The 16,512-nt window shown below is 62.9% G+C and carries 17 protein-coding genes; 5 read left to right on the forward strand and 12 right to left on the reverse strand.

The features are described from left to right. Nucleotides 1-273 precede the first annotated feature (273 nt). Complete coding sequence (gene queA, locus ACPPVP_RS24225; RefSeq protein WP_426525148.1) at nucleotides 274-1,347, reverse strand: tRNA preQ1(34) S-adenosylmethionine ribosyltransferase-isomerase QueA; 1,074 nt, start codon at nucleotides 1,345-1,347, stop codon at nucleotides 274-276. A gap of 4 nt (nucleotides 1,348-1,351) precedes the next feature. Continuing rightward, the gene (locus ACPPVP_RS24230; protein WP_426525150.1) at nucleotides 1,352-2,269 is read right to left on the reverse strand and encodes a LysR substrate-binding domain-containing protein; all 918 of its coding nucleotides are present in this window, start codon (nucleotides 2,267-2,269) and stop codon (nucleotides 1,352-1,354) included. 84 nt (nucleotides 2,270-2,353) lie between these two features. Between ACPPVP_RS24230 and ACPPVP_RS24235 the strand changes: the two genes are divergently transcribed. Further along, complete coding sequence (locus ACPPVP_RS24235) at nucleotides 2,354-2,836, forward strand: ester cyclase (RefSeq protein ID WP_426525152.1); 483 nt, start codon at nucleotides 2,354-2,356, stop codon at nucleotides 2,834-2,836. A gap of 42 nt (nucleotides 2,837-2,878) precedes the next feature. On the opposite strand, the gene ACPPVP_RS24240 is transcribed toward ACPPVP_RS24235, so the two are convergent. The 4 genes from ACPPVP_RS24240 to coaD are packed head-to-tail and all read right to left on the reverse strand — an operon-like array spanning nucleotide 2,879 to nucleotide 4,856. Further along, a complete protein-coding gene (locus ACPPVP_RS24240; protein WP_426525153.1) occupies nucleotides 2,879-3,343 on the reverse strand; it encodes a peptidylprolyl isomerase in 465 nt (154 codons plus the stop codon). Continuing rightward, nucleotides 3,319-3,759: a hypothetical protein gene (locus ACPPVP_RS24245; RefSeq protein WP_426525155.1), complete on the reverse strand. Its 441-nt coding sequence runs from the start codon at nucleotides 3,757-3,759 to the stop codon at nucleotides 3,319-3,321. The genes ACPPVP_RS24240 and ACPPVP_RS24245 overlap by 25 nt, the downstream gene beginning before the upstream one ends. Nucleotides 3,760-3,763: 4 nt before the next feature. Further along, on the reverse strand, nucleotides 3,764-4,306 hold the full coding sequence (locus ACPPVP_RS24250; protein ID WP_426525157.1) for a peptidylprolyl isomerase: 543 nt from the start codon (nucleotides 4,304-4,306) through the stop codon (nucleotides 3,764-3,766). 52 nt (nucleotides 4,307-4,358) lie between these two features. Then, a complete protein-coding gene (coaD, locus tag ACPPVP_RS24255) occupies nucleotides 4,359-4,856 on the reverse strand; it encodes a pantetheine-phosphate adenylyltransferase (protein WP_426525159.1) in 498 nt (165 codons plus the stop codon). Nucleotides 4,857-5,133: 277 nt separating this feature from the next. Here coaD and ACPPVP_RS24260 point away from each other — a divergent pair, with 277 nt between their 5' ends. The 3 genes from ACPPVP_RS24260 (at nucleotide 5,134) to ACPPVP_RS24270 (ending at nucleotide 8,371) form a co-directional block, all read left to right on the forward strand. Beyond that, nucleotides 5,134-5,391, forward strand: coding sequence for a hypothetical protein (locus ACPPVP_RS24260; protein WP_426525161.1), 258 nt, complete (start codon nucleotides 5,134-5,136; stop codon nucleotides 5,389-5,391). Nucleotides 5,392-5,578: 187 nt separating this feature from the next. Continuing rightward, a complete protein-coding gene (locus tag ACPPVP_RS24265; protein ID WP_426525163.1) occupies nucleotides 5,579-6,226 on the forward strand; it encodes a 2-hydroxychromene-2-carboxylate isomerase in 648 nt (215 codons plus the stop codon). 225 nt (nucleotides 6,227-6,451) lie between these two features. Further along, a complete protein-coding gene (locus ACPPVP_RS24270) occupies nucleotides 6,452-8,371 on the forward strand; it encodes a potassium transporter Kup (protein ID WP_426525165.1) in 1,920 nt (639 codons plus the stop codon). Between the two features lie 152 nt (nucleotides 8,372-8,523). Here ACPPVP_RS24270 and ACPPVP_RS24275 read toward each other — a convergent pair whose 3' ends face one another. The 5 genes from ACPPVP_RS24275 to ACPPVP_RS24295 all read right to left on the reverse strand — a co-directional run bounded on the left by ACPPVP_RS24275 (nucleotide 8,524) and on the right by ACPPVP_RS24295 (nucleotide 13,943). After that, on the reverse strand, nucleotides 8,524-9,705 hold the full coding sequence (locus ACPPVP_RS24275) for a GNAT family N-acetyltransferase (RefSeq protein ID WP_426525167.1): 1,182 nt from the start codon (nucleotides 9,703-9,705) through the stop codon (nucleotides 8,524-8,526). Between the two features lie 536 nt (nucleotides 9,706-10,241). Further along, nucleotides 10,242-11,177: an MBL fold metallo-hydrolase gene (locus ACPPVP_RS24280; RefSeq protein ID WP_426538028.1), complete on the reverse strand. Its 936-nt coding sequence runs from the start codon at nucleotides 11,175-11,177 to the stop codon at nucleotides 10,242-10,244. Nucleotides 11,178-11,275: 98 nt separating this feature from the next. Continuing rightward, nucleotides 11,276-12,478 carry an NAD(P)/FAD-dependent oxidoreductase gene (locus ACPPVP_RS24285; RefSeq protein ID WP_426525169.1) on the reverse strand — a complete coding sequence of 401 codons (1,203 nt, stop codon included), beginning with the start codon at nucleotides 12,476-12,478 and terminating at the stop codon, nucleotides 11,276-11,278. A 120-nt stretch (nucleotides 12,479-12,598) separates the two neighbouring features. Continuing rightward, nucleotides 12,599-12,889, reverse strand: a complete 291-nt coding sequence (locus tag ACPPVP_RS24290; RefSeq protein ID WP_426525170.1) for a hypothetical protein — start codon at nucleotides 12,887-12,889, stop codon at nucleotides 12,599-12,601. A 97-nt stretch (nucleotides 12,890-12,986) separates the two neighbouring features. Continuing rightward, nucleotides 12,987-13,943 carry a helix-turn-helix transcriptional regulator gene (locus tag ACPPVP_RS24295; protein WP_426525172.1) on the reverse strand — a complete coding sequence of 319 codons (957 nt, stop codon included), beginning with the start codon at nucleotides 13,941-13,943 and terminating at the stop codon, nucleotides 12,987-12,989. Nucleotides 13,944-14,318: 375 nt separating this feature from the next. On the opposite strand from ACPPVP_RS24295, the gene ACPPVP_RS24300 reads away from it, so the two are divergent. After that, the gene (locus ACPPVP_RS24300) at nucleotides 14,319-15,251 is read left to right on the forward strand and encodes a helix-turn-helix domain-containing protein (protein WP_426525174.1); all 933 of its coding nucleotides are present in this window, start codon (nucleotides 14,319-14,321) and stop codon (nucleotides 15,249-15,251) included. A 107-nt stretch (nucleotides 15,252-15,358) separates the two neighbouring features. On the opposite strand, the gene ACPPVP_RS24305 is transcribed toward ACPPVP_RS24300, so the two are convergent. Further along, entirely contained in the window at nucleotides 15,359-16,282 is a 924-nt protein-coding gene (locus ACPPVP_RS24305; protein ID WP_426538030.1) for a catalase, read from the reverse strand. Between the last annotated feature and the right edge of the window lie 230 nt (nucleotides 16,283-16,512).

The following is a 16,512-nucleotide window of genomic DNA, read 5'->3' on the forward strand; positions in this document are numbered from 1 at the left end:
GCTATATTCCATTGAATATATCGATAACAAATCGAGAATGCAGTGCGGCGCTCACGCATCCTTCCTCCATGGCGCGGTCCGCGCGCACGATGTGAAAGACGATAAGGCAGCCATCAAAGTTTGTGGCGAAAAATCGGTAGTATTACGGCCTTTTCTGGACCTCCCGAATCGGAGGAATATAAACTTGGCGCTTTCCGAAGCGCTTCCTCCCTGAAACTTGGCCCGCCCAATCGGCGGGCTTCCTTTCGGGATAGGGTTGCAACGCTCCCTTGCTCACCGCTGCCGGAACAGCAGGCAGGCATCGCCGTAGGAATAGAACCGGTACCCCGCCGCAATCGCATGCGCATAGGCCTGCTTCATCGCGTCGAGCCCCGAGAAGGCCGACACCAGCATGAACAGCGTCGAGCGCGGCAAATGGAAATTGGTCATGAGGATATCGACCGCGCGAAAGCGATAGCCTGGCGTGATGAAGATCGAGGTCTCGCCGTCGAACGGCTGAATGGTGCCGTCTTCGGTCGTGGCGCTCTCCAATAGCCGCAGCGACGTAGTGCCGACAGCTATGATGCGCCCGCCCTTGGCGCGCGCGGCGTTCAGCGCCGCCGCAGTATCGGAAGAGATCGCTCCCCACTCGGCATGCATCCTGTGCTCGGTGGTTTCCTCGACCTTGACCGGCAGAAAAGTCCCTGCCCCGACATGCAGGGTCAGCCGGTGCAGTTCGACGCCGCGGCCGCGCAGCGCTGCTTCCAGCTCCCGCGTGAAATGCAGTCCTGCCGTTGGTGCGGCGACCGCGCCTTCATTGGCCGCGAACATGGTCTGGTAGTCGGCGGCATCGCGATCGTCGGGCGTGCGCTTGGAGGCGATGTAGGGCGGCAGCGGCGGCGTGCCGAGATCGGCGATGGCCTGATCGAGTGCCGGTCCGTGAAACGAGAACGACAGCGTGATCTCGCCCTCCTCGCCCTTGGCCTCGACCTCGGCATCGAGATGGCCAAGTAGGCAAACCTTGCCTTCATTGCCGAAGCGAACGACGTCGCCGGGCGCGAGCTTCTTCGCCGGCTTCACCAGCGCCTGCCAGCGCGAGCCGTCGAGCCGCTTGATCAGCGTCGCCTCGATCTTGGGCTCGGTCTCGCGGCCGATGCGGCGGCCTTTGAGCTGCGCTGATATCACCTTGGTGTCGTTGACGACGAGCTGGTCGCCGGGCTGCAACCATTGCGGCAGCTCGGCGACGGTGCGGTCAAGCAACGCGCCGTCCGGCTGCACCACCAGCATGCGCGCAGCATCGCGCGGGCTGGCAGGCCGCAGTGCGATGCTCGTGGCAGGGAGTTCGAAGTCGAAGAGATCAGTGCGCATGCTATCAACCGGCGAAGTTGCGTTTGACGATCGGACGCAGCCGATCGCGCAACCAATTCATCGCGGGATCCCGGCTCCGCGTGGTGCTCCAAACCATCACATGCGGAAGCGGCGCAATCGGAAACGGCACTTCTCTGCTCTCCAAATCATAGGCGTGCATGGTCTCGACCATTGCGACGACAGGCAAAGTCGCAAGCAAATCCGAGTTCGCCAACACGGGTGCGATAGCAGAGAAATGCGGTACCCAGCCAGCAATCGTTCGATCGAGGCCGGCGGCGGACGCGGCAACATTGACGGGGCTGGTAAGGCTGTCGCCGACCCGGACGACGAGATGCGGCCACCGCGTCCAGGTCCGGCGGTTCCACTTGGCAAACGCCGGATGTTTTTTCCGTCCGTAGCATCGCCACCCGAGCGCGCCTACGGCTTCGCTGGCGACGCCTTCGGGGAGACGAAGTTCGGCGGGCACGATCGCCACATCGATCTGCCCCTCCGCAACGTCCAGCAAGGTCGGCTCGCGCGGCGCGGTCCATTCGGCGGATACGCCCGGTGCCTCGCTGCGCAAACGCGACAGCAGATGTGCAAACACGGTGAGCATGAAATCAGGCGCCGCGACGCGGAACACCCGTCTTGAACTGGCAGGATCGAAGACGTAGCGCGGCGAAAGCACGCGCTGGATTCCCCGCAGCATCGGCCGTATCTGTTCGATCAGATCGAGTGCGACGGCGGTCGGCTGCATCCGCACGCCGCCTTTGATCAACAACGGATCGCCCAACTGGCTGCGCAGCCGGGAGAGCGAGTGGCTGACCGCCGACTGCGTCCGTCCCAGCCGCTCCGCGGCGCGGCGGACGCTCCGCTCCGTCATCAGGACCTCGAACACGATCAGCAAATTGAGGTCGAACCTGCGTAAATCGATTTCATTCATGATCCGGCAGGATTACTCATTAGATTGATGATCCATTCCGGTTCATACCACCGGCGCAACGCCAATCAAGCCGCTGGAGCCATCATGAAATCAGTTTCTGCCCTCTTCGCCGCCGTGATCGGCGTGGCGACCGTGCCCGCCCAAGCGGAGATCAGCACGGAGGCTGCCCGGGCCGGCGTTGCGCCATTCTACAGGGCGCTCAATGCCGAATTCGCCAGTGAGAGCGCCGACCTGATCCGGCAAGCGACGGCGGCGGATTGGGTGTCCTGCCGCGGTAACGCCGATTGCAACACCCGCGACCAGGTGATTGCCGGAATCGGCCAACGCCTCAAATCGGTTCCCGACTTGAAATGGGAGATCAAGGAGATCGCGGTCTCCGGCGATCAGGTCACTGTGCGCGGTGAAGCCACCGGTACGCCGGCCGGCGAGTTCATGGGCGCCCCGCACAGCGGCAAGTCATTCAAGTTGATGTCGATCGATGTTCACACGCTGCAGGGCGGCAAGATGGTCCGCTCCTACCATGTCGAAGACTGGATCGGCGCGGTCCGTCAGCTCACCGCGAAATAGGCCGTCGTCACCTGACGGCAACGACGGACCGCTCGCACGTAATCAGGCCGCGTCGGCGGCCATGTGCGCCTTGACGATCTTGTCGGGGTTCTGCACCGGCTCGCCGCGCTTGATCTTGTCGACATTCTCCATGCCGGACGTGACCTTGCCCCAGACCGTGTACTGGTTGTTGAGGAAGGAGGCGTCGTCGAAGCAGATGAAGAACTGGCTGTCGCCGGAATCAGGGCTCGCGGCGCGGGCCATCGAGGTGGTGCCGCGGACGTGCGGTTCCTTGTTGAATTCGGCCTTCAGCTTCTTGCCGGAACCGCCGGTGCCGGTGCCGTGCGGGCAGCCGGTCTGCGCCATAAAACCCTCGATGACGCGGTGGAACACGATGCCGTCGTAAAAGCCCTCGCGCACCAGTTCCTTGATCCGGGCAACGTGGCCGGGCGCCAGATCGGGGCGCATTTCGATGGTGACCGGGCCCTGGGTGGTTTCAAGAATCAAAGTATTTTCTGTATCAGCCATGCTCTTTTCTCTTCAGGTTTGGGTGGACGTTTGCGGGTTCTGAAAGTGACCGCGAAAGGCCGGCCGGCGACCGCACCGCCCAGTCCCTCGGTAAATGGCAACGGCGTACAGCGTTGCAATGTTTCCATTACGGCAATTCGGTACGCGATCCTGTCGTTATCGCCGGCGTTCGCGGATTCATAGGTAATCCTTGGTTGACCGAGAATGGCGCCTTCGCGGTTGAAACTGACGATGACCGTGATGTCGATCGGGTTGGCGCGGGAGGCAGGCGGCGGCTGCCAGCACGAATACAATTTGGCGTAGACGTCCTTGATGGTGTCGAGTTGCTCCGGCTGGGCCTGCGCGTGCGCCACCGGCGCAAGCCACACGAAGGCGGCGGCAAACCAGACGGATGGCTTGCTGCGCGCCGAAACCATCGCCTCACTTGATGTCGGATGCGACCTGCACCTTCACCATCTTGTCGGGATCGGCCACAGGTTCGCCGCGCTTGATCTTGTCGACCACGTCCATGCCCGACACCACTTCGCCGATCACGGTGTATTTCCCGTTCAGCGAGGCGCCCTCCGCGAACATGATGAAGAACTGCGAATTGGCGGAATCGTTGCTCGCCGCGCGCGCCATCCCGACGATCCCGCGCTTGAACGGCACGTTGGAGAACTCGGCTGCGAGATTCGGATATTTCGAACCGCCGGTGCCGTTGAAGTTCTTGCCGTCGCCGGTCTGCGCCATGAATCCCTCGATCACGCGATGGAACGGCACGTTGTTGTAGTAGCCCTCGCGCGCCAACAGCTTGATGCGCTCGGCATGCTGGGGCGCGAGATCGGTCCGCAGCTTGATCACGATACGGCCCTTGGTGGTGTCGATCACGATCGCATTCGCCTTGTCGAGATTGGCGGGCAGCGGCTGGGCGATCGCGGGGGCCACAAGGAACAGCGCGGCGACGAGTGCAAAAATGCGGATCATGAAAGCTCCGGTCATGTGAAAACAGGAAAGCGTAGTGTCGCGTACCAGCGTGTTAGCTCGCGAACTTGGTCTTCAGGCTGGCTGCGACCGATGGCGGCACGAAGGCCGATACGTCGCCGCCCATGGCCGCGATTTGGCGTACCAGTGTGGCGGTGATCGGGCGAACGGCGACCGAGGCCGGCAGGAATACCGTATGCACCTCCGGCGCCATGGTTTCGTTCATGCCTGCGATCTGCATTTCGTAATCGAGATCGGTGCCGTCGCGCAGGCCGCGGATCATGATGGTGGCGCCGGCCTGTTGAGCCGCAGTGACGGTCAGATTGTCATAGGTGGTGCAGTCGAAGTCGCAGCCGGCCTTGGCGGCCAGGGGTGCGAATACCGCCCGGACCATCGCCAGGCGCTCCTCGGTCGAAAACAGCGGCTTTTTGCCGGGATGGACGCCGATGGCGACGATCAGGCGGTCGCACAGGCCGACGGCGTTCTGGACCACGTCCAGATGGCCGTTGGTGACGGGGTCGAATGAGCCGGGGTAGAGCGCGATACTTGGCATAGGCCCCTCCTACCCCGCCTCGGGCGGCCCGGCAAGCCGGTCAAGGTTCCCCACCGGCACGGCTTTATATTTCGGATCGGTCAATGAACCACTACCCCGGTCTGGGCGTCTCCCTTGGGCGGACGGACAATGTTTCATCGGCCAATGGACGACGAAACAAAACTCCGACCCGACGAAACCGTTTTTGCAGCCGGCGAAGACGGCCGGAAACTTGCGCTGGCTACAAGTTCAACCAACGAAACGACGGGGCCGCCAAGGCCCATGACAGGGGACCGTCATGATCAAGGCTTTTTCCGCAATCGCTGCTGCTGGGTTCGTTGCCGCCGCGCTGACCGTATTGCCCGGCTTTGCCCCCCAGGTCGAAGCCAGTGTGCCGCAGGCGCTCGCCAAGGGTGACCGCCTGGATATCCGTACCGTCGGCAAGGATTGCTCGCAGCAGGCCTGGCCGAATTTCGAGGCGTCCTGCCTCCGCGCCGCCGGCTCCAAGCTGGTGGTGAAGGAAGCGCGCCTGGTTACCGCCGACCGTACCCCGTAACGGCGCAGTTTTCGTTCCGAATAACCTCCGAGGGAACCGCAGTCATGGCGAGCAGGGATGCCCCCCTGGTCGCCATTTGCGTTCCGAGCGACGTTCTCGCGGTCCTGCCCGTCCCGGATCGCACTTTCGGCCATCCTTCGACCAACATCGAAGCATCGTCGGACGCGGTGCGCGTAACATCGTGGCGATGACCGCGCCGATAGATATCTACTACGACTTCAGATCACCCTACGCCTACCTGGCCTGGTGGCGAATCCGTCGACAGCAGGCGCTGTCATCATGGCAATGGCGATGGAAGCCGGTTTCGATCGATGTCCTGCTGAACTTGCAGGCCGGACGCGAGCCGCTGGCACCGTATGTCGACCCGCTGCCGCCCCCGAAGCGAAAGCACTTTTTGGCTGACATCAGGCGATCGGCGAACTTCCTGGGCGCACCATTGTCGCCACCGCATCAACCTCGTCCTGATCCCGCGCCGGCCTTGTGTGTCGCGCTTCGGCTCGCGCAAGACGGCATTCCCCACGATCGGTTTATTGACATGGTCTTCGAGGCGATGTGGCAGCATCGCCGTGATATCGGCACCCGCGAAGTCCTGACGAATTGCCTGACATCTGCCGCGCTTGGGGAGACCGCGATTGAGTCTGCGGTCTCGCCGGGGACACGAAGCGAGTTGGTCGCGCAATCCAAGCAGGCGTACGAGATGGGCATCTTCGGCGTGCCGAGTTTTGTGGCGCATGGCGAGATTTTCTTCGGAGCCGACCGTTTGGACATGCTGGCATGGCGACTGGAACAGCAATCCACCCCATCGATTGGCCAAGGCGCAATGGAATCTGGTTGATTCCACTCAGGCGCGCGATTCGGTCGGAAGATCGTGACGCGCCGCCGGCTCCCGGTCGACGGTGAAGGAAGCCTGCCTAGTAGCCGCTTACCGCACGCAGCGAGCCGCGCGGCTTTCCGCACAATTGGACGCCCGACAATCGGAAGCCCATGGCAATTTGCGGCGTCTCGTCGCAGACTGGCAGACGATCGCGGCCCCTCGGCTGATCCGGCGGGCTGGATGCCAATGGGGGCGCCAGTGACCAGTACGCCAGTTGCAACCGCCGGCCATTCCGCTCAACTCCCCGCCGCCGCCACCCTCGGCGCCCTTGGTGTCGTCTACGGCGACATCGGCACTAGCCCCCTCTACGCCCTGAAAGAAGCGGCCAAGGCGGCCACCCACGGCGGGCCGCTGACGAACGAGGCCGTCCTCGGCGTGGTGTCGCTGATCCTGTGGGCGCTGATCCTGATCATTTCGATCAAATACGCGCTCTTGATCCTGCGCGCTGACAACCGCGGCGAAGGCGGCATCGTTGCGCTATTGGCATTGCTCCACGCGCGCCATGCGCCAGCCGGAACATGGCGCGCGAAGTTGCTGGTGGTGGGACTCGTCGGCGCCGCCCTGCTCTATGGTGACGGCGCGATTACGCCGGCGATCTCGGTGCTCAGCGCCATCGAAGGCCTCAAGGTCGACGCGCCCGTGCTCGCGCCCGCCGTGGTGCCGGCCACGGTCGTGATCCTGATCGGGCTGTTCGTCATGCAGAGGCAAGGCACCAGCTTTATCGGCCGGATCTTCGGTCCGGTGATGGTCGGCTGGTTCGCGGTGCTGGCCGCGCTCGGCATCCACGGCATCGTCATGGCGCCCGGCGTGCTCGCCGCCCTCAGCCCGCTCTATGCCTTCGATTTCCTGATCCACCAGAACTTCCATGTCAGCTTTGCCATTATCGGCGCCGCGTTCCTGGCCGTCACCGGCGGCGAGGCGATGTACGCCGACATGGGACATTTCGGGCGATTTCCGATCCGGCTCGCCTGGTTCGCGGTGGCGCTGCCCGCGCTGGTGCTGAATTATTTCGGACAGGCAGCGCTGCTGATTACCGATCCCTCGGCGCTTGAAAATCCGTTCTACCAGCTCGCGCCGGATTGGGTGCACTACCCGCTGGTCGCCTTCGCCACGCTCGCCACCGTGATCGCCTCGCAGGCCATCATCTCGGGCGTGTTTTCCCTGACGCAGCAGTCGATCCAGCTCGGCTTCCTGCCGAGGATGCACATCGAGCACACCACCTCGGACGCGATCGGCCAGATCTACGTGCCGCTGGTGAACTGGCTCTTGGCGGCGGCGACGCTGGGCGCCGTGCTGCACTTCGGCTCCTCGGAAGCCCTCGCCGGCGCCTACGGCATTGCGGTGTCGCTGTTGATGGCTATCACCACGCTGCTGGCGGCGCTGGTGGCGATCCAGTGGGGCTATTCACCGTTCATCGTGATCGCGGTCAACGGATTCTTCCTCATCATCGACGGCATTTTCTTCGCCGCCAATTCGGTCAAGCTGTTGGAGGGCGGCTGGTTTCCGCTGCTGCTCGCAGCGATCATCGCCTTCGTGATGCTGACCTGGCGCAGCGGCGTCAAGCTGGTGGAGCGTGCGCGCGGAAACCTGCGCCAGCCGGAAGAGGATCTGATCGAAACCGCCATCAACCGCTGCCATGCGCGGCTCACCGGTACCGCCGTGTTCCTGGCGTCCTCGCCCAACGGCGTGCCGCTGGCGCTGACGCAATTCGTCAAGCACAACCACGTACTGCATCAGCGCGTGGTGCTGGTGACGGTCTTGATCGAGGAGGCGCCACGCATATCCGACGAGGATCGCGCCGAGATCGTCGAAATCATCCCGGGCATCACCCGCGTCATCCTGCATTACGGCTTCATGCAATATCCGACGATCTACGACGGGCTGGTCCTCGCCTGCAAGCAAGGCAAGCTGCCGGGCATCGACCTCACCGACATCACCTATTACATCGGTCGCGAGACCATCATTCCGCGCGAGGATATCCCGGGCATGTGGGTGTGGCGGGAAGCCCTGTTTGCCTTCCTGCAACGCAACGCCGAGCGCTCGGCGGCGTTCTTCGGCGTGCCGACCAGGCAGGTGGTGGAGTTCGGGACGGAGATCGAGATCTAGGGCGAGGACTCATCAACCCGAAGCCATAGCCTTATTCGATGCAAGCCGGAGACATTCGACCTTCCCAGAAAAATGAAGCCTCAGGCGCTCGCGATAGTCGATGAGGCACTCTCGAAGAGAATCCGAAAACTCAATTGCGGGCAGCAAGATCGTCACCAAAGGTCCTTGTAGTTTGCAAACAGCTTCAATGTCGCGTCGTAGCGTACTGGAACGATCCAGGGCAGCGCCAGCTTGAATATTGCATTTGCAAGGATCGAGGTATGGCGCACATAGAGATCAGTCGGATCGAGGCGGTGCCTCATATGCAGCTTCGGATCATAGTTTAGGCCGCTGCTACGGAACCATTTGTACCCTTTGCTGATCCCCCAATTGATCATATCCCGAACGACATAGTGATAGAGATGCAGGTCGAGTGCGACGGCGTAGTCGAAACCCACGTACTCCGCGTACAGGGAGTCTCCTTGCACCATGCAAAGGCTGAAGGCCACCAGCACGTTTCCGCGACGCCACGTGAAGAACCGTACTTTATCGTTCATTCGCTGGCCGATCTGGAGGAAAAAGTCCTTCGTTAGCTTCTCGAATTGCATCCTTGAGCGCTCGAACACCTGCAGATAAAGCGGATAGATCTCATCGACGAACCTTGCCGCATCGTTGGCGACGCTCATGCGAATATCCGATACACCCGCTGTCGCCTCGAGATTCTTGCGCAATTTCTTTCGCGATGAGCTTTTCAGCGCCTTTGCCATGTAGGCGTCGAAGCTGTCATATCTGATGTCGAGCATCGTCATCGGCATGCTCGGCGCACGCGCGAAGCCGCATTGCCCGAAGCAGCGGAGCAATTTGCGGTAGCAAGAAGGAAATTCCTTGAGCACGATGAGTTTCGCGTTGAGCAACCTCGCTTGCTTGATGATACCGTTGGACAAGGTTTCCGCGAGGATGTCGACGGGTAGAGTTTCCGTAGCTGCGAGGTGACCCTCGCCGGCGGAACAACCGACCATCAAAGTGCGCAGCTTAAGGAAACGCGGATAGAATCGCCGGACCCGCGAAATCCAATGAATTCGTTCAGCACCGAGCCCTTCAAGGATGTCCTGATCGACAAGGAAGAACGGTTGGACCGCTCGTACATGGCCGTTGCTGTCAACAATCGCAAAATATCGGTACTCAAAGTTACCCTGGAGAGTATCGTCCAGGATCTCGTAATATCGATAATCCTTTCGCTGGTCGGTGAAAGTCGAGGTCCAGGGCGCGCATTCGGACAATTCGGCACGGGACACAACGGAAATCGAGAACGACTCACAGCGCGCGCTGGCAACGGCGGGACTAATCGCGCTCATCTCTCCACTCCGCGGGACTCCAGTCAAAGTGATAACTCCGCGCGATGCAGATTATTTCCCGCCTCTTCGGTTTCGACGCGGACGTGCAAGAGAGAGTTTTCTGTCTTGGAATTTAGAAACTAACAATGGGCGCCTCGAAGGCCGCGCTGTTTCGTCGTACAGGTGACATATACCTGATGGCCAAACGAATGCGGCACGTGGCGGATGGCACAGCATGGCTGCTTTCAGGGCTACAGCGGACGTCGCTGATTAATAAGTACGCGCCCTCAGACCTTGGCTGGCGCCCAATTCTTGCGGCTGCCCTAGGCGCGCGATCTCTTGCCGGAAGGTCGCGGCGCGCTGCCCTCTGTCGTCCCCGGATTGCCCACGCGCTTCAGCACCGACGTCACGACGTATCGGCCGGCGGGATGAGTGCTTTCCGAGATTTCGAACAGGCGGCCGTTTGCGTCCAGATAGCACGGCGACAGGCAAACCAGGGCGTGAACTCATTTACGCGATGAGTGCGCGCCCTGGTTCGGATCTAACCCAACAGTCGGTCAGTAGTCCCAGAAGACCGGCACCCAACGAAAGGCGTCGCCGTCGACCGCCACATGGCCGACGGAGGGGAACGGCAGGTGAGTGGCCACCAGCAGCCCGCCGGTCTCAGCCAGTTCCCGCAACAGACGGACCCGAACGCGGGCCGCCTCCGCGGGGTCGTGTTCGAAGCCGTTGTACCAGTCGGGGTGCTCGAACCCGACTGCGAACACGGCGTCGCCGGCGAACATCAGCCGATCGCCGCCGGACGCCACGCGGACCACGCTGTGCCCGGGGGTGTGGCCGCCGGTGCGATGGACGACCACCCCCGGCGCCACCTCGTACTCGTCCTCGAACGGCCGCAGATGGTTGCGATACTCTTTCACGAACCGCTTGGCGGTCGCTCGAAGCGCGTCGGGGAAACCCGGCGGCATGGAGACGTGGGAGAAATCGGGCGCCTCCCAGAATTTGACCTCGGCGGCGGCCACGTGAATCCGCAGGTCCGGACGCAGCCTTTCCTTCACCCCGTCGACGAGCAGTCCGCCAACATGGTCCATGTGCATGTGGGTAAGCACCACGTCGGTCACGGACGCGAGATCGATACCGACGGCCTCCAGTCGCTTGATCAACTGCCCGGCCCGCGGCAAGTGCAAGTCCGGGTCCAACCCCAGCCCGGCGTCGATGAGGATGGTCCGGCCGCCGCTACGCACCACGACCACGTTCAGCGCCCAATCGAAAGCGTCCGAAGGCAGGAACATGTCGTGCAGCCAGGTCGCCCGGACGGCCGGGTCGGCGTTGTGTCCCAACATTGCGGTTGGGAGCGGTAGCACGCCGTCGCTGACCACCATCACGTCAATGTCGCCGATCCGCAGCGCGTAGCGCGACGGAACCAGCTCTTCGGGCCCTGGTCTGCCGGGGTGTGAGGTGATGTTTGGGCTCATTTTTGTCGCTTGCATCATGGTCATGGTTCTCTCCTGCTTCATGGTAAAGCTCGTGGCTGGCTTGGTTGAGCAGGCCGCGCCGCCAGCCCAGAACGCGGCCGTCATCGCTGGGACGTCTAGAGGTTGGTCACGCGTTCCGGATCGGCCGATGCGAGTGCAGCAGCGCGCTCGGCTTTCGGCGGGTAGATCCAGACGGTGTTGATCTCCTGCTTGGTTTTCTTGGCAACGTCGCCAACCATCTCCACCTTGCGCTCCCACCCGCGCGTGAACAGCGCGCCGGCGTCGCCGAGATCGAGACAGGTGACGTAGGCCTTCTGGTGGTAGGGCCTGGTGGCAACGCCCAGCAGTTCGGCTGCGGCATTGTTGCCGGCAAAGGCGCCCATCCGTGTCGCGTGCTGGCACGACATCAGTGCGTAGTTGCCGTCGTCGTCGCAGGCGGCACGAGCGGCATCGCCAGTAGCGAAGACGCCTTGAACGCCGGGCACGCGCAGATCGCGGTCGACCAGCAGCCGACCGAAATTGTCGCGCTCGGCGGGGATCTGCGCGGTCAGGGGGGCGGCGCGAATACCCGCTGCCCAGATCACCGTCTCGGCTTCGATGTGTTCGCCGCTGGACAGCGTCACGCCGGAGGCGTCGAGCGAGGCGACGCCGGCGCCGAGGCGGGTTTCCACACCGACCTTGCGCAGGGCGTTTTCGATCACGGGGCGAGGACCTGCGCCCATGTCGGGCGCGATCGCGCTGTTGCGCTCGACGATGATGACGCGGGTCTTGACATCCTTGCCGAGGATATCGCGAAGCCGCGTCGGCATTTCTGTTGCCGCCTCGATGCCGGTGAAACCGCCGCCGGCCACGACGACCGTGTCGCGTCCGTTCATGGCCGGCCGCTTGGCGAGGCCATGCAGATGCTTGTCGAGGGCAACCGCATCGTCGAGCGAGTCGACGCTGAAGCCATGCTCGGCGAGACCGGGAATGTTCGGACGGAACAGCCGGCTGCCGGTGGCCACGACCAGACGGTCGTACGACAGCGACTTCCGCTTGCCATCGGCGGCGATCTGAAGCGAGCGGGACTTGGTGTCGATCGTTTCGGCGCTGCCTTGCACATAGACGACGTCGATCGCCTTGAGCACATCGAGCAGCGGCGCGGTGAGCGTCTCGGGCTTCGGCTCATAGAGACGCGGGCGAACCACCAGCGTCGGCTCCGGTGCGACCAGCGCAATCTCGAATTCGTCGGGCGAGACGCCCTGGATATCGCGCAGGCGGGCCGCAGAAAGGGCAGCATACATGCCGGCGAAGCCGGCGCCGATGATGACTAATCGCATGTGACGTTCTCCTCAGGTTGGGACTTCTCAGGTGCAGGCGCGTTGCCACCGCCGCCTCCGGATTGCGGCAAGCCTTGTTGCGGTCGGCAACGACGCAAAGGTGTGAAACGGAAGCGCCGGTTAAGGCGCGATGCAGCCGGGCGGTGAACCTGGCGGCCAGCCCTGGCGAAAGACGACCGGCTGCGCGGACTTGCGGCCCCAGTCTTCATAGGGAAGGCGTGAGCTATCCCTGGTGGTCATGAGTGAAATCAGCGCGTGCGCGCGTTGCGCGGATTGCAGCGGGACTTCCACCTCCTCCCCTGCCGCTGAAGTGAAACGGACAGCCAGCGAAAGTCCGTACACCACGGCGGTCGCAAGGCCCCTTCGTGATGACGTGATTGCCAGTCGGCTGACGAAGTTCTTCCCGATCATCATTTGTCTCCGTGCGTGCTTTGGACATGGTGATGGTCTAGCTGATCAGGTCTGCCGCTGCCCCAGAGCGATTGCCGTCGCTGAAGAGCGATTGCTGCTAACGCATGCGCCTTCGCCAATCGCTCGGGGTTTCGCCGGTCAGCTTTCTGAATGCCGCAGCGAAGGCCGTCTGCGAGGCGTAGCCAAGCGCCGCTGCGATCGAAACGACCGGGTCGTCGGTCTCGCGCAGCATCTTCATGGCCTGCTCGAGCCGGTGCTGGCGCAGCCAGGCATGCGGCGAGAGCCCCGTGCTCTCCTTGAAGGCGCGGCAGAAGTGGAAGCGCGACAGGCCGGCGTCCGACGCCAGCGCGGCAAGGGAGACGTCCGTATCGTCGTCCGAGTGCAAACGCTCGATCGCGCGGCGTAGCGCGGTTGGCGCCAAGCCGCCCAGCGTTGGCTGAAAGACGGCAGGCGCGCCGGTATGCGCAGCCAGCAGGCGTGTGGCGAGCAGATCATTGAGCTGGTGCCGGAACAGCGCATCCAGCGCCGCGCTGCCTTGAATCGCATCCGATGCGCTGATGAGCAGACGGGACGTGATGGGATCGGGATGCCCGGTTCGCTCCAGCAACTCGTCTGGCGCCGACATGTCGGCTTCACCGGCAACGCGCTCAAGCGTCCTGTGAGGAAGATAGAGCTGAACGACGTTGACAGGCCCGGGAATGTCCCAGCGGGCGCTCGAGCCGGCCGGAATGATCGTCACGACGCCGGACCGCGCCGTTCCGATCGCAGCCGATTTTCCGTTGCGCCGCTCCAGCCGCTGCACGCCGGTGGGATACGTCATGATGACGTGGTCCGCCATCGGCTCGACGACGTCATGCAGCGCGCCATGCTTCCAGTGGGCGATGGCGCCGCTGGCCGGGTCTGACGCGATTCTGACCGGCGCGGTCTTCAGCACGCGCGCCATCTCCACATCGGCGGGACGCGCCTCGCCGTTCGGCAGAAAATGCTGGGTCGTCTCGGGAGTGTCGGACTGGGTCCGCTGCGGAACGTCGCGCGGGATTGGCCTGCAGCTCATGGTCAATGTCCTCGCCGTTGAGAGGCACTTCGAATTGAGCCTGTTCGGGACGCGTTCTAGGCGCTGCGAAGGTCAAGCGTCTTTCCCAAAGCCGCCACGCTTTGTCCGAACCTGCTGCAAGCGGCCATCATCCCTGTGCGACCAAAGTCGCACGGCGAACCGCCGCGGTGTGCCGCGAGAAGCCAGGCGCCGACTGCATTGCCACGCGACAACTGCACTCACATTCTTGTGTATGTGATTGAGCTTTACGTCACAAAACCGCAACACTGCAGCTTCGGACGAACAGCTGGACGGCCTCGCGGTGATGTTGGATAATGGTACTCACCTCGCGGGCGAGCGAGTTTCGGCTTAAACCTCATTGATGAGATCATTTCGATGGCACAGGCGGGCGCTTTCGGGCGAAGGCTGGGGCAATTCCTGCACTTGAAGAATGCGCCGCCTTCGCTGATGACGCGTTCCTTGCGCAGCATCGAACTCGCCGTGACCGAGACCCGTGATGATAATCCCGTGCCCGGCCTTTCTGGTTCACTTGCGCTTGAAGACGCCTTTCTCGTCAGCCTGAAACTTCATGACTACCCGGACTGCGAGCTCTGGGAGCACGGAAAATGCATCATGAAGCGGGATGTCCGGGCAGGCGCGACGTATCTGTACGATCTCAAGCGCGATCCGCGTTATGTGATCGACAAACCGTTCCACTCCCTGTTCTTCTACCTTCCTCGCTCGGCGCTCGATGGCATATCCGAGCAGTCGGGCGCGCGACGCGCTGGTGAGATCGCGTGCGAGCTCGGCGTCGGTCATGACGACGCGATCATTCGCCAGATCGGCGCTTCGTTCCTGGAAGGGCTGCGCCGGCCGGCCGAGACCAACCAGCTCTTCATCGATCACATGATGCTCGCGCTCACCGCGCACGTCGCCCAGGCTTATGGGGGATTGCAACGCCCCGCCGAGCTGGCCCGCGGCGGTCTTGCGTCCTGGCAGGCGAAGCGCGCTTGTGAAAAGCTCGAATCCGATCTCGGCGGAAAAATCTCGCTGGAGCGAATCGCGGCGGAGTTCAATCTTTCGGTCAGCCATTTTTCGCGCGCCTTCCGCGTCTCTACCGGCCTACCGCCTCACCAATGGCTGCTGCGCCAACGCGTCAATACGGCCAAGCAGTTGATGAGCGTGCGCGACCTGCCTTTGTCGGAGATTGCGATATCGGCCGGGTTCGCCAATCAAAGCCATTTCACGCGGGTGTTTTCCTCGGTGGTCGGCGTCAGCCCGGCGGCGTGGCGCCGCGAAACGCAGGGCGCACCGGAAAGCAAGACCTGACGTTCTTGTTTTGGCGCGTTTTCTACCGCGGATAAGTCTACGCAATCTGCGTAAACTTGGTTGCTATGCGAACCGGTATTCACTTCGCTTGAAAACGCTTTGCCGGATCAGCGACGTCTTGTCTGCGAGATCGCATACGCTGCGCAGCGCGCCGCAAATATCGCGTCCGGCGGACGACCGATGCCTTCGGCAAGGTTGGCCGGATTGAAGACGGCCTCCTCGCACGCATCGTTTGCTTCGACGCCGGTGACCACGATCGTCCCCAGTCGCAAAGCTTCACGCGCGTCCTCGTCGGGCCATCGGATGGTGACATCCATGACGGGGTCGCCGGGACGGTCGAGCAGCGCCATCACGCTGAACCTGATATCGCGAGCCGCGATCCGGGAGTCGAGGTCACCGTGCAGGAGGTCGGGAGATTTCGCCGTGGCCTCGTTCGCGGCCAGCCTGCCTTCTTCGCCGACCGGCAGGACCTTGAACTTGATGAACCGCGTCTCGCCTTTTGAATTCGTCGCGGGGAATGCGTGCACCCCCCAATAGGTCGTGCCGGCAAAGCTTGCGGGCAACGGATGCGCGGCAATGTAGTCCGCCTGATGCAGCGTTTCAGGATTGCTGGCGGAGAATGCCTCGACCTTCTGCCAATCCGGCTTGCCGTCCGGTCCCAGAACGCGCGCCGCAAGGAAGGCCAGCATCTGATCGAGCGTCCTGGCAAAATGAACCGGCGCGCTTTGCGTGAAAATGTCCGAGCGCTGACCATCGCTGCCGAGCCGGAAGCTGAAGCCGCGCAACAGGGGGTCCGTGTTCGCCGCCGCCGGATCGCCGCCGTCCAGAGCGAAGCGCGCCAGCACGCGCGATGGCTTGGTGAAACTGCGGGATTTCGTGATCTCCCGGGCCTGGTCGGAGGGGGCGTAGGTACCCCGAACGCATCGGCCCCAGGCGAAGCTCGCGCGAGTCCGTGGCCGCAGACCGGCTGCCGCCTTCAGGGCGTCGATAATGGATGCGGGCGTGGTAGCACCGCTGGGAAACCTGGGCAGAATGGAACCTTGGGCTCGAACGTTGGGACCTGCTTTTGGCGCAAGGCAAGCCAGGCGTCTTTCCCGAAGCGGCCATGCCTTGTCCGATTCTGCGACGAAACTTGCCGATGGCGGGACGTAGCCGGGATGGAGCGAAGCGAAATCCGGGAACGGTCGCGCCCGCCGGTGGGCTGCTCCCGGGTTGCGCGGAGCCTGTCATCGGGCGGCTCGAACGGGCTACAGCATCGACG

This window comes from Bradyrhizobium sp. McL0615, from assembly GCF_049993905.1.
GTDB lineage: Bacteria > Pseudomonadota > Alphaproteobacteria > Rhizobiales > Xanthobacteraceae > Bradyrhizobium.

Bases quoted from the DNA above. Each gene is read 5' to 3' on its own strand.
- queA (WP_426525148.1), bottom strand. From the start codon at position 1,347: ATGCGCACTGATCTCTTCGACTTCGAACTCCCTGCCACGAGCATCGCA.
- ACPPVP_RS24230 (WP_426525150.1), bottom strand. From the start codon at position 2,269: ATGAATGAAATCGATTTACGCAGGTTCGACCTCAATTTGCTGATCGTG.
- ACPPVP_RS24235 (WP_426525152.1), top strand. From the start codon at position 2,354: ATGAAATCAGTTTCTGCCCTCTTCGCCGCCGTGATCGGCGTGGCGACC.
- ACPPVP_RS24240 (WP_426525153.1), bottom strand. From the start codon at position 3,343: ATGGCTGATACAGAAAATACTTTGATTCTTGAAACCACCCAGGGCCCG.
- ACPPVP_RS24245 (WP_426525155.1), bottom strand. From the start codon at position 3,759: ATGGTTTCGGCGCGCAGCAAGCCATCCGTCTGGTTTGCCGCCGCCTTC.
- ACPPVP_RS24250 (WP_426525157.1), bottom strand. From the start codon at position 4,306: ATGATCCGCATTTTTGCACTCGTCGCCGCGCTGTTCCTTGTGGCCCCC.
- coaD (WP_426525159.1), bottom strand. From the start codon at position 4,856: ATGCCAAGTATCGCGCTCTACCCCGGCTCATTCGACCCCGTCACCAAC.
- ACPPVP_RS24260 (WP_426525161.1), top strand. From the start codon at position 5,134: ATGATCAAGGCTTTTTCCGCAATCGCTGCTGCTGGGTTCGTTGCCGCC.
- ACPPVP_RS24265 (WP_426525163.1), top strand. From the start codon at position 5,579: ATGACCGCGCCGATAGATATCTACTACGACTTCAGATCACCCTACGCC.
- ACPPVP_RS24270 (WP_426525165.1), top strand. From the start codon at position 6,452: ATGGGGGCGCCAGTGACCAGTACGCCAGTTGCAACCGCCGGCCATTCC.
- ACPPVP_RS24275 (WP_426525167.1), bottom strand. From the start codon at position 9,705: ATGAGCGCGATTAGTCCCGCCGTTGCCAGCGCGCGCTGTGAGTCGTTC.
- ACPPVP_RS24280 (WP_426538028.1), bottom strand. From the start codon at position 11,177: ATGATGCAAGCGACAAAAATGAGCCCAAACATCACCTCACACCCCGGC.
- ACPPVP_RS24285 (WP_426525169.1), bottom strand. From the start codon at position 12,478: ATGCGATTAGTCATCATCGGCGCCGGCTTCGCCGGCATGTATGCTGCC.
- ACPPVP_RS24290 (WP_426525170.1), bottom strand. From the start codon at position 12,889: ATGATCGGGAAGAACTTCGTCAGCCGACTGGCAATCACGTCATCACGA.
- ACPPVP_RS24295 (WP_426525172.1), bottom strand. From the start codon at position 13,943: ATGAGCTGCAGGCCAATCCCGCGCGACGTTCCGCAGCGGACCCAGTCC.
- ACPPVP_RS24300 (WP_426525174.1), top strand. From the start codon at position 14,319: ATGGCACAGGCGGGCGCTTTCGGGCGAAGGCTGGGGCAATTCCTGCAC.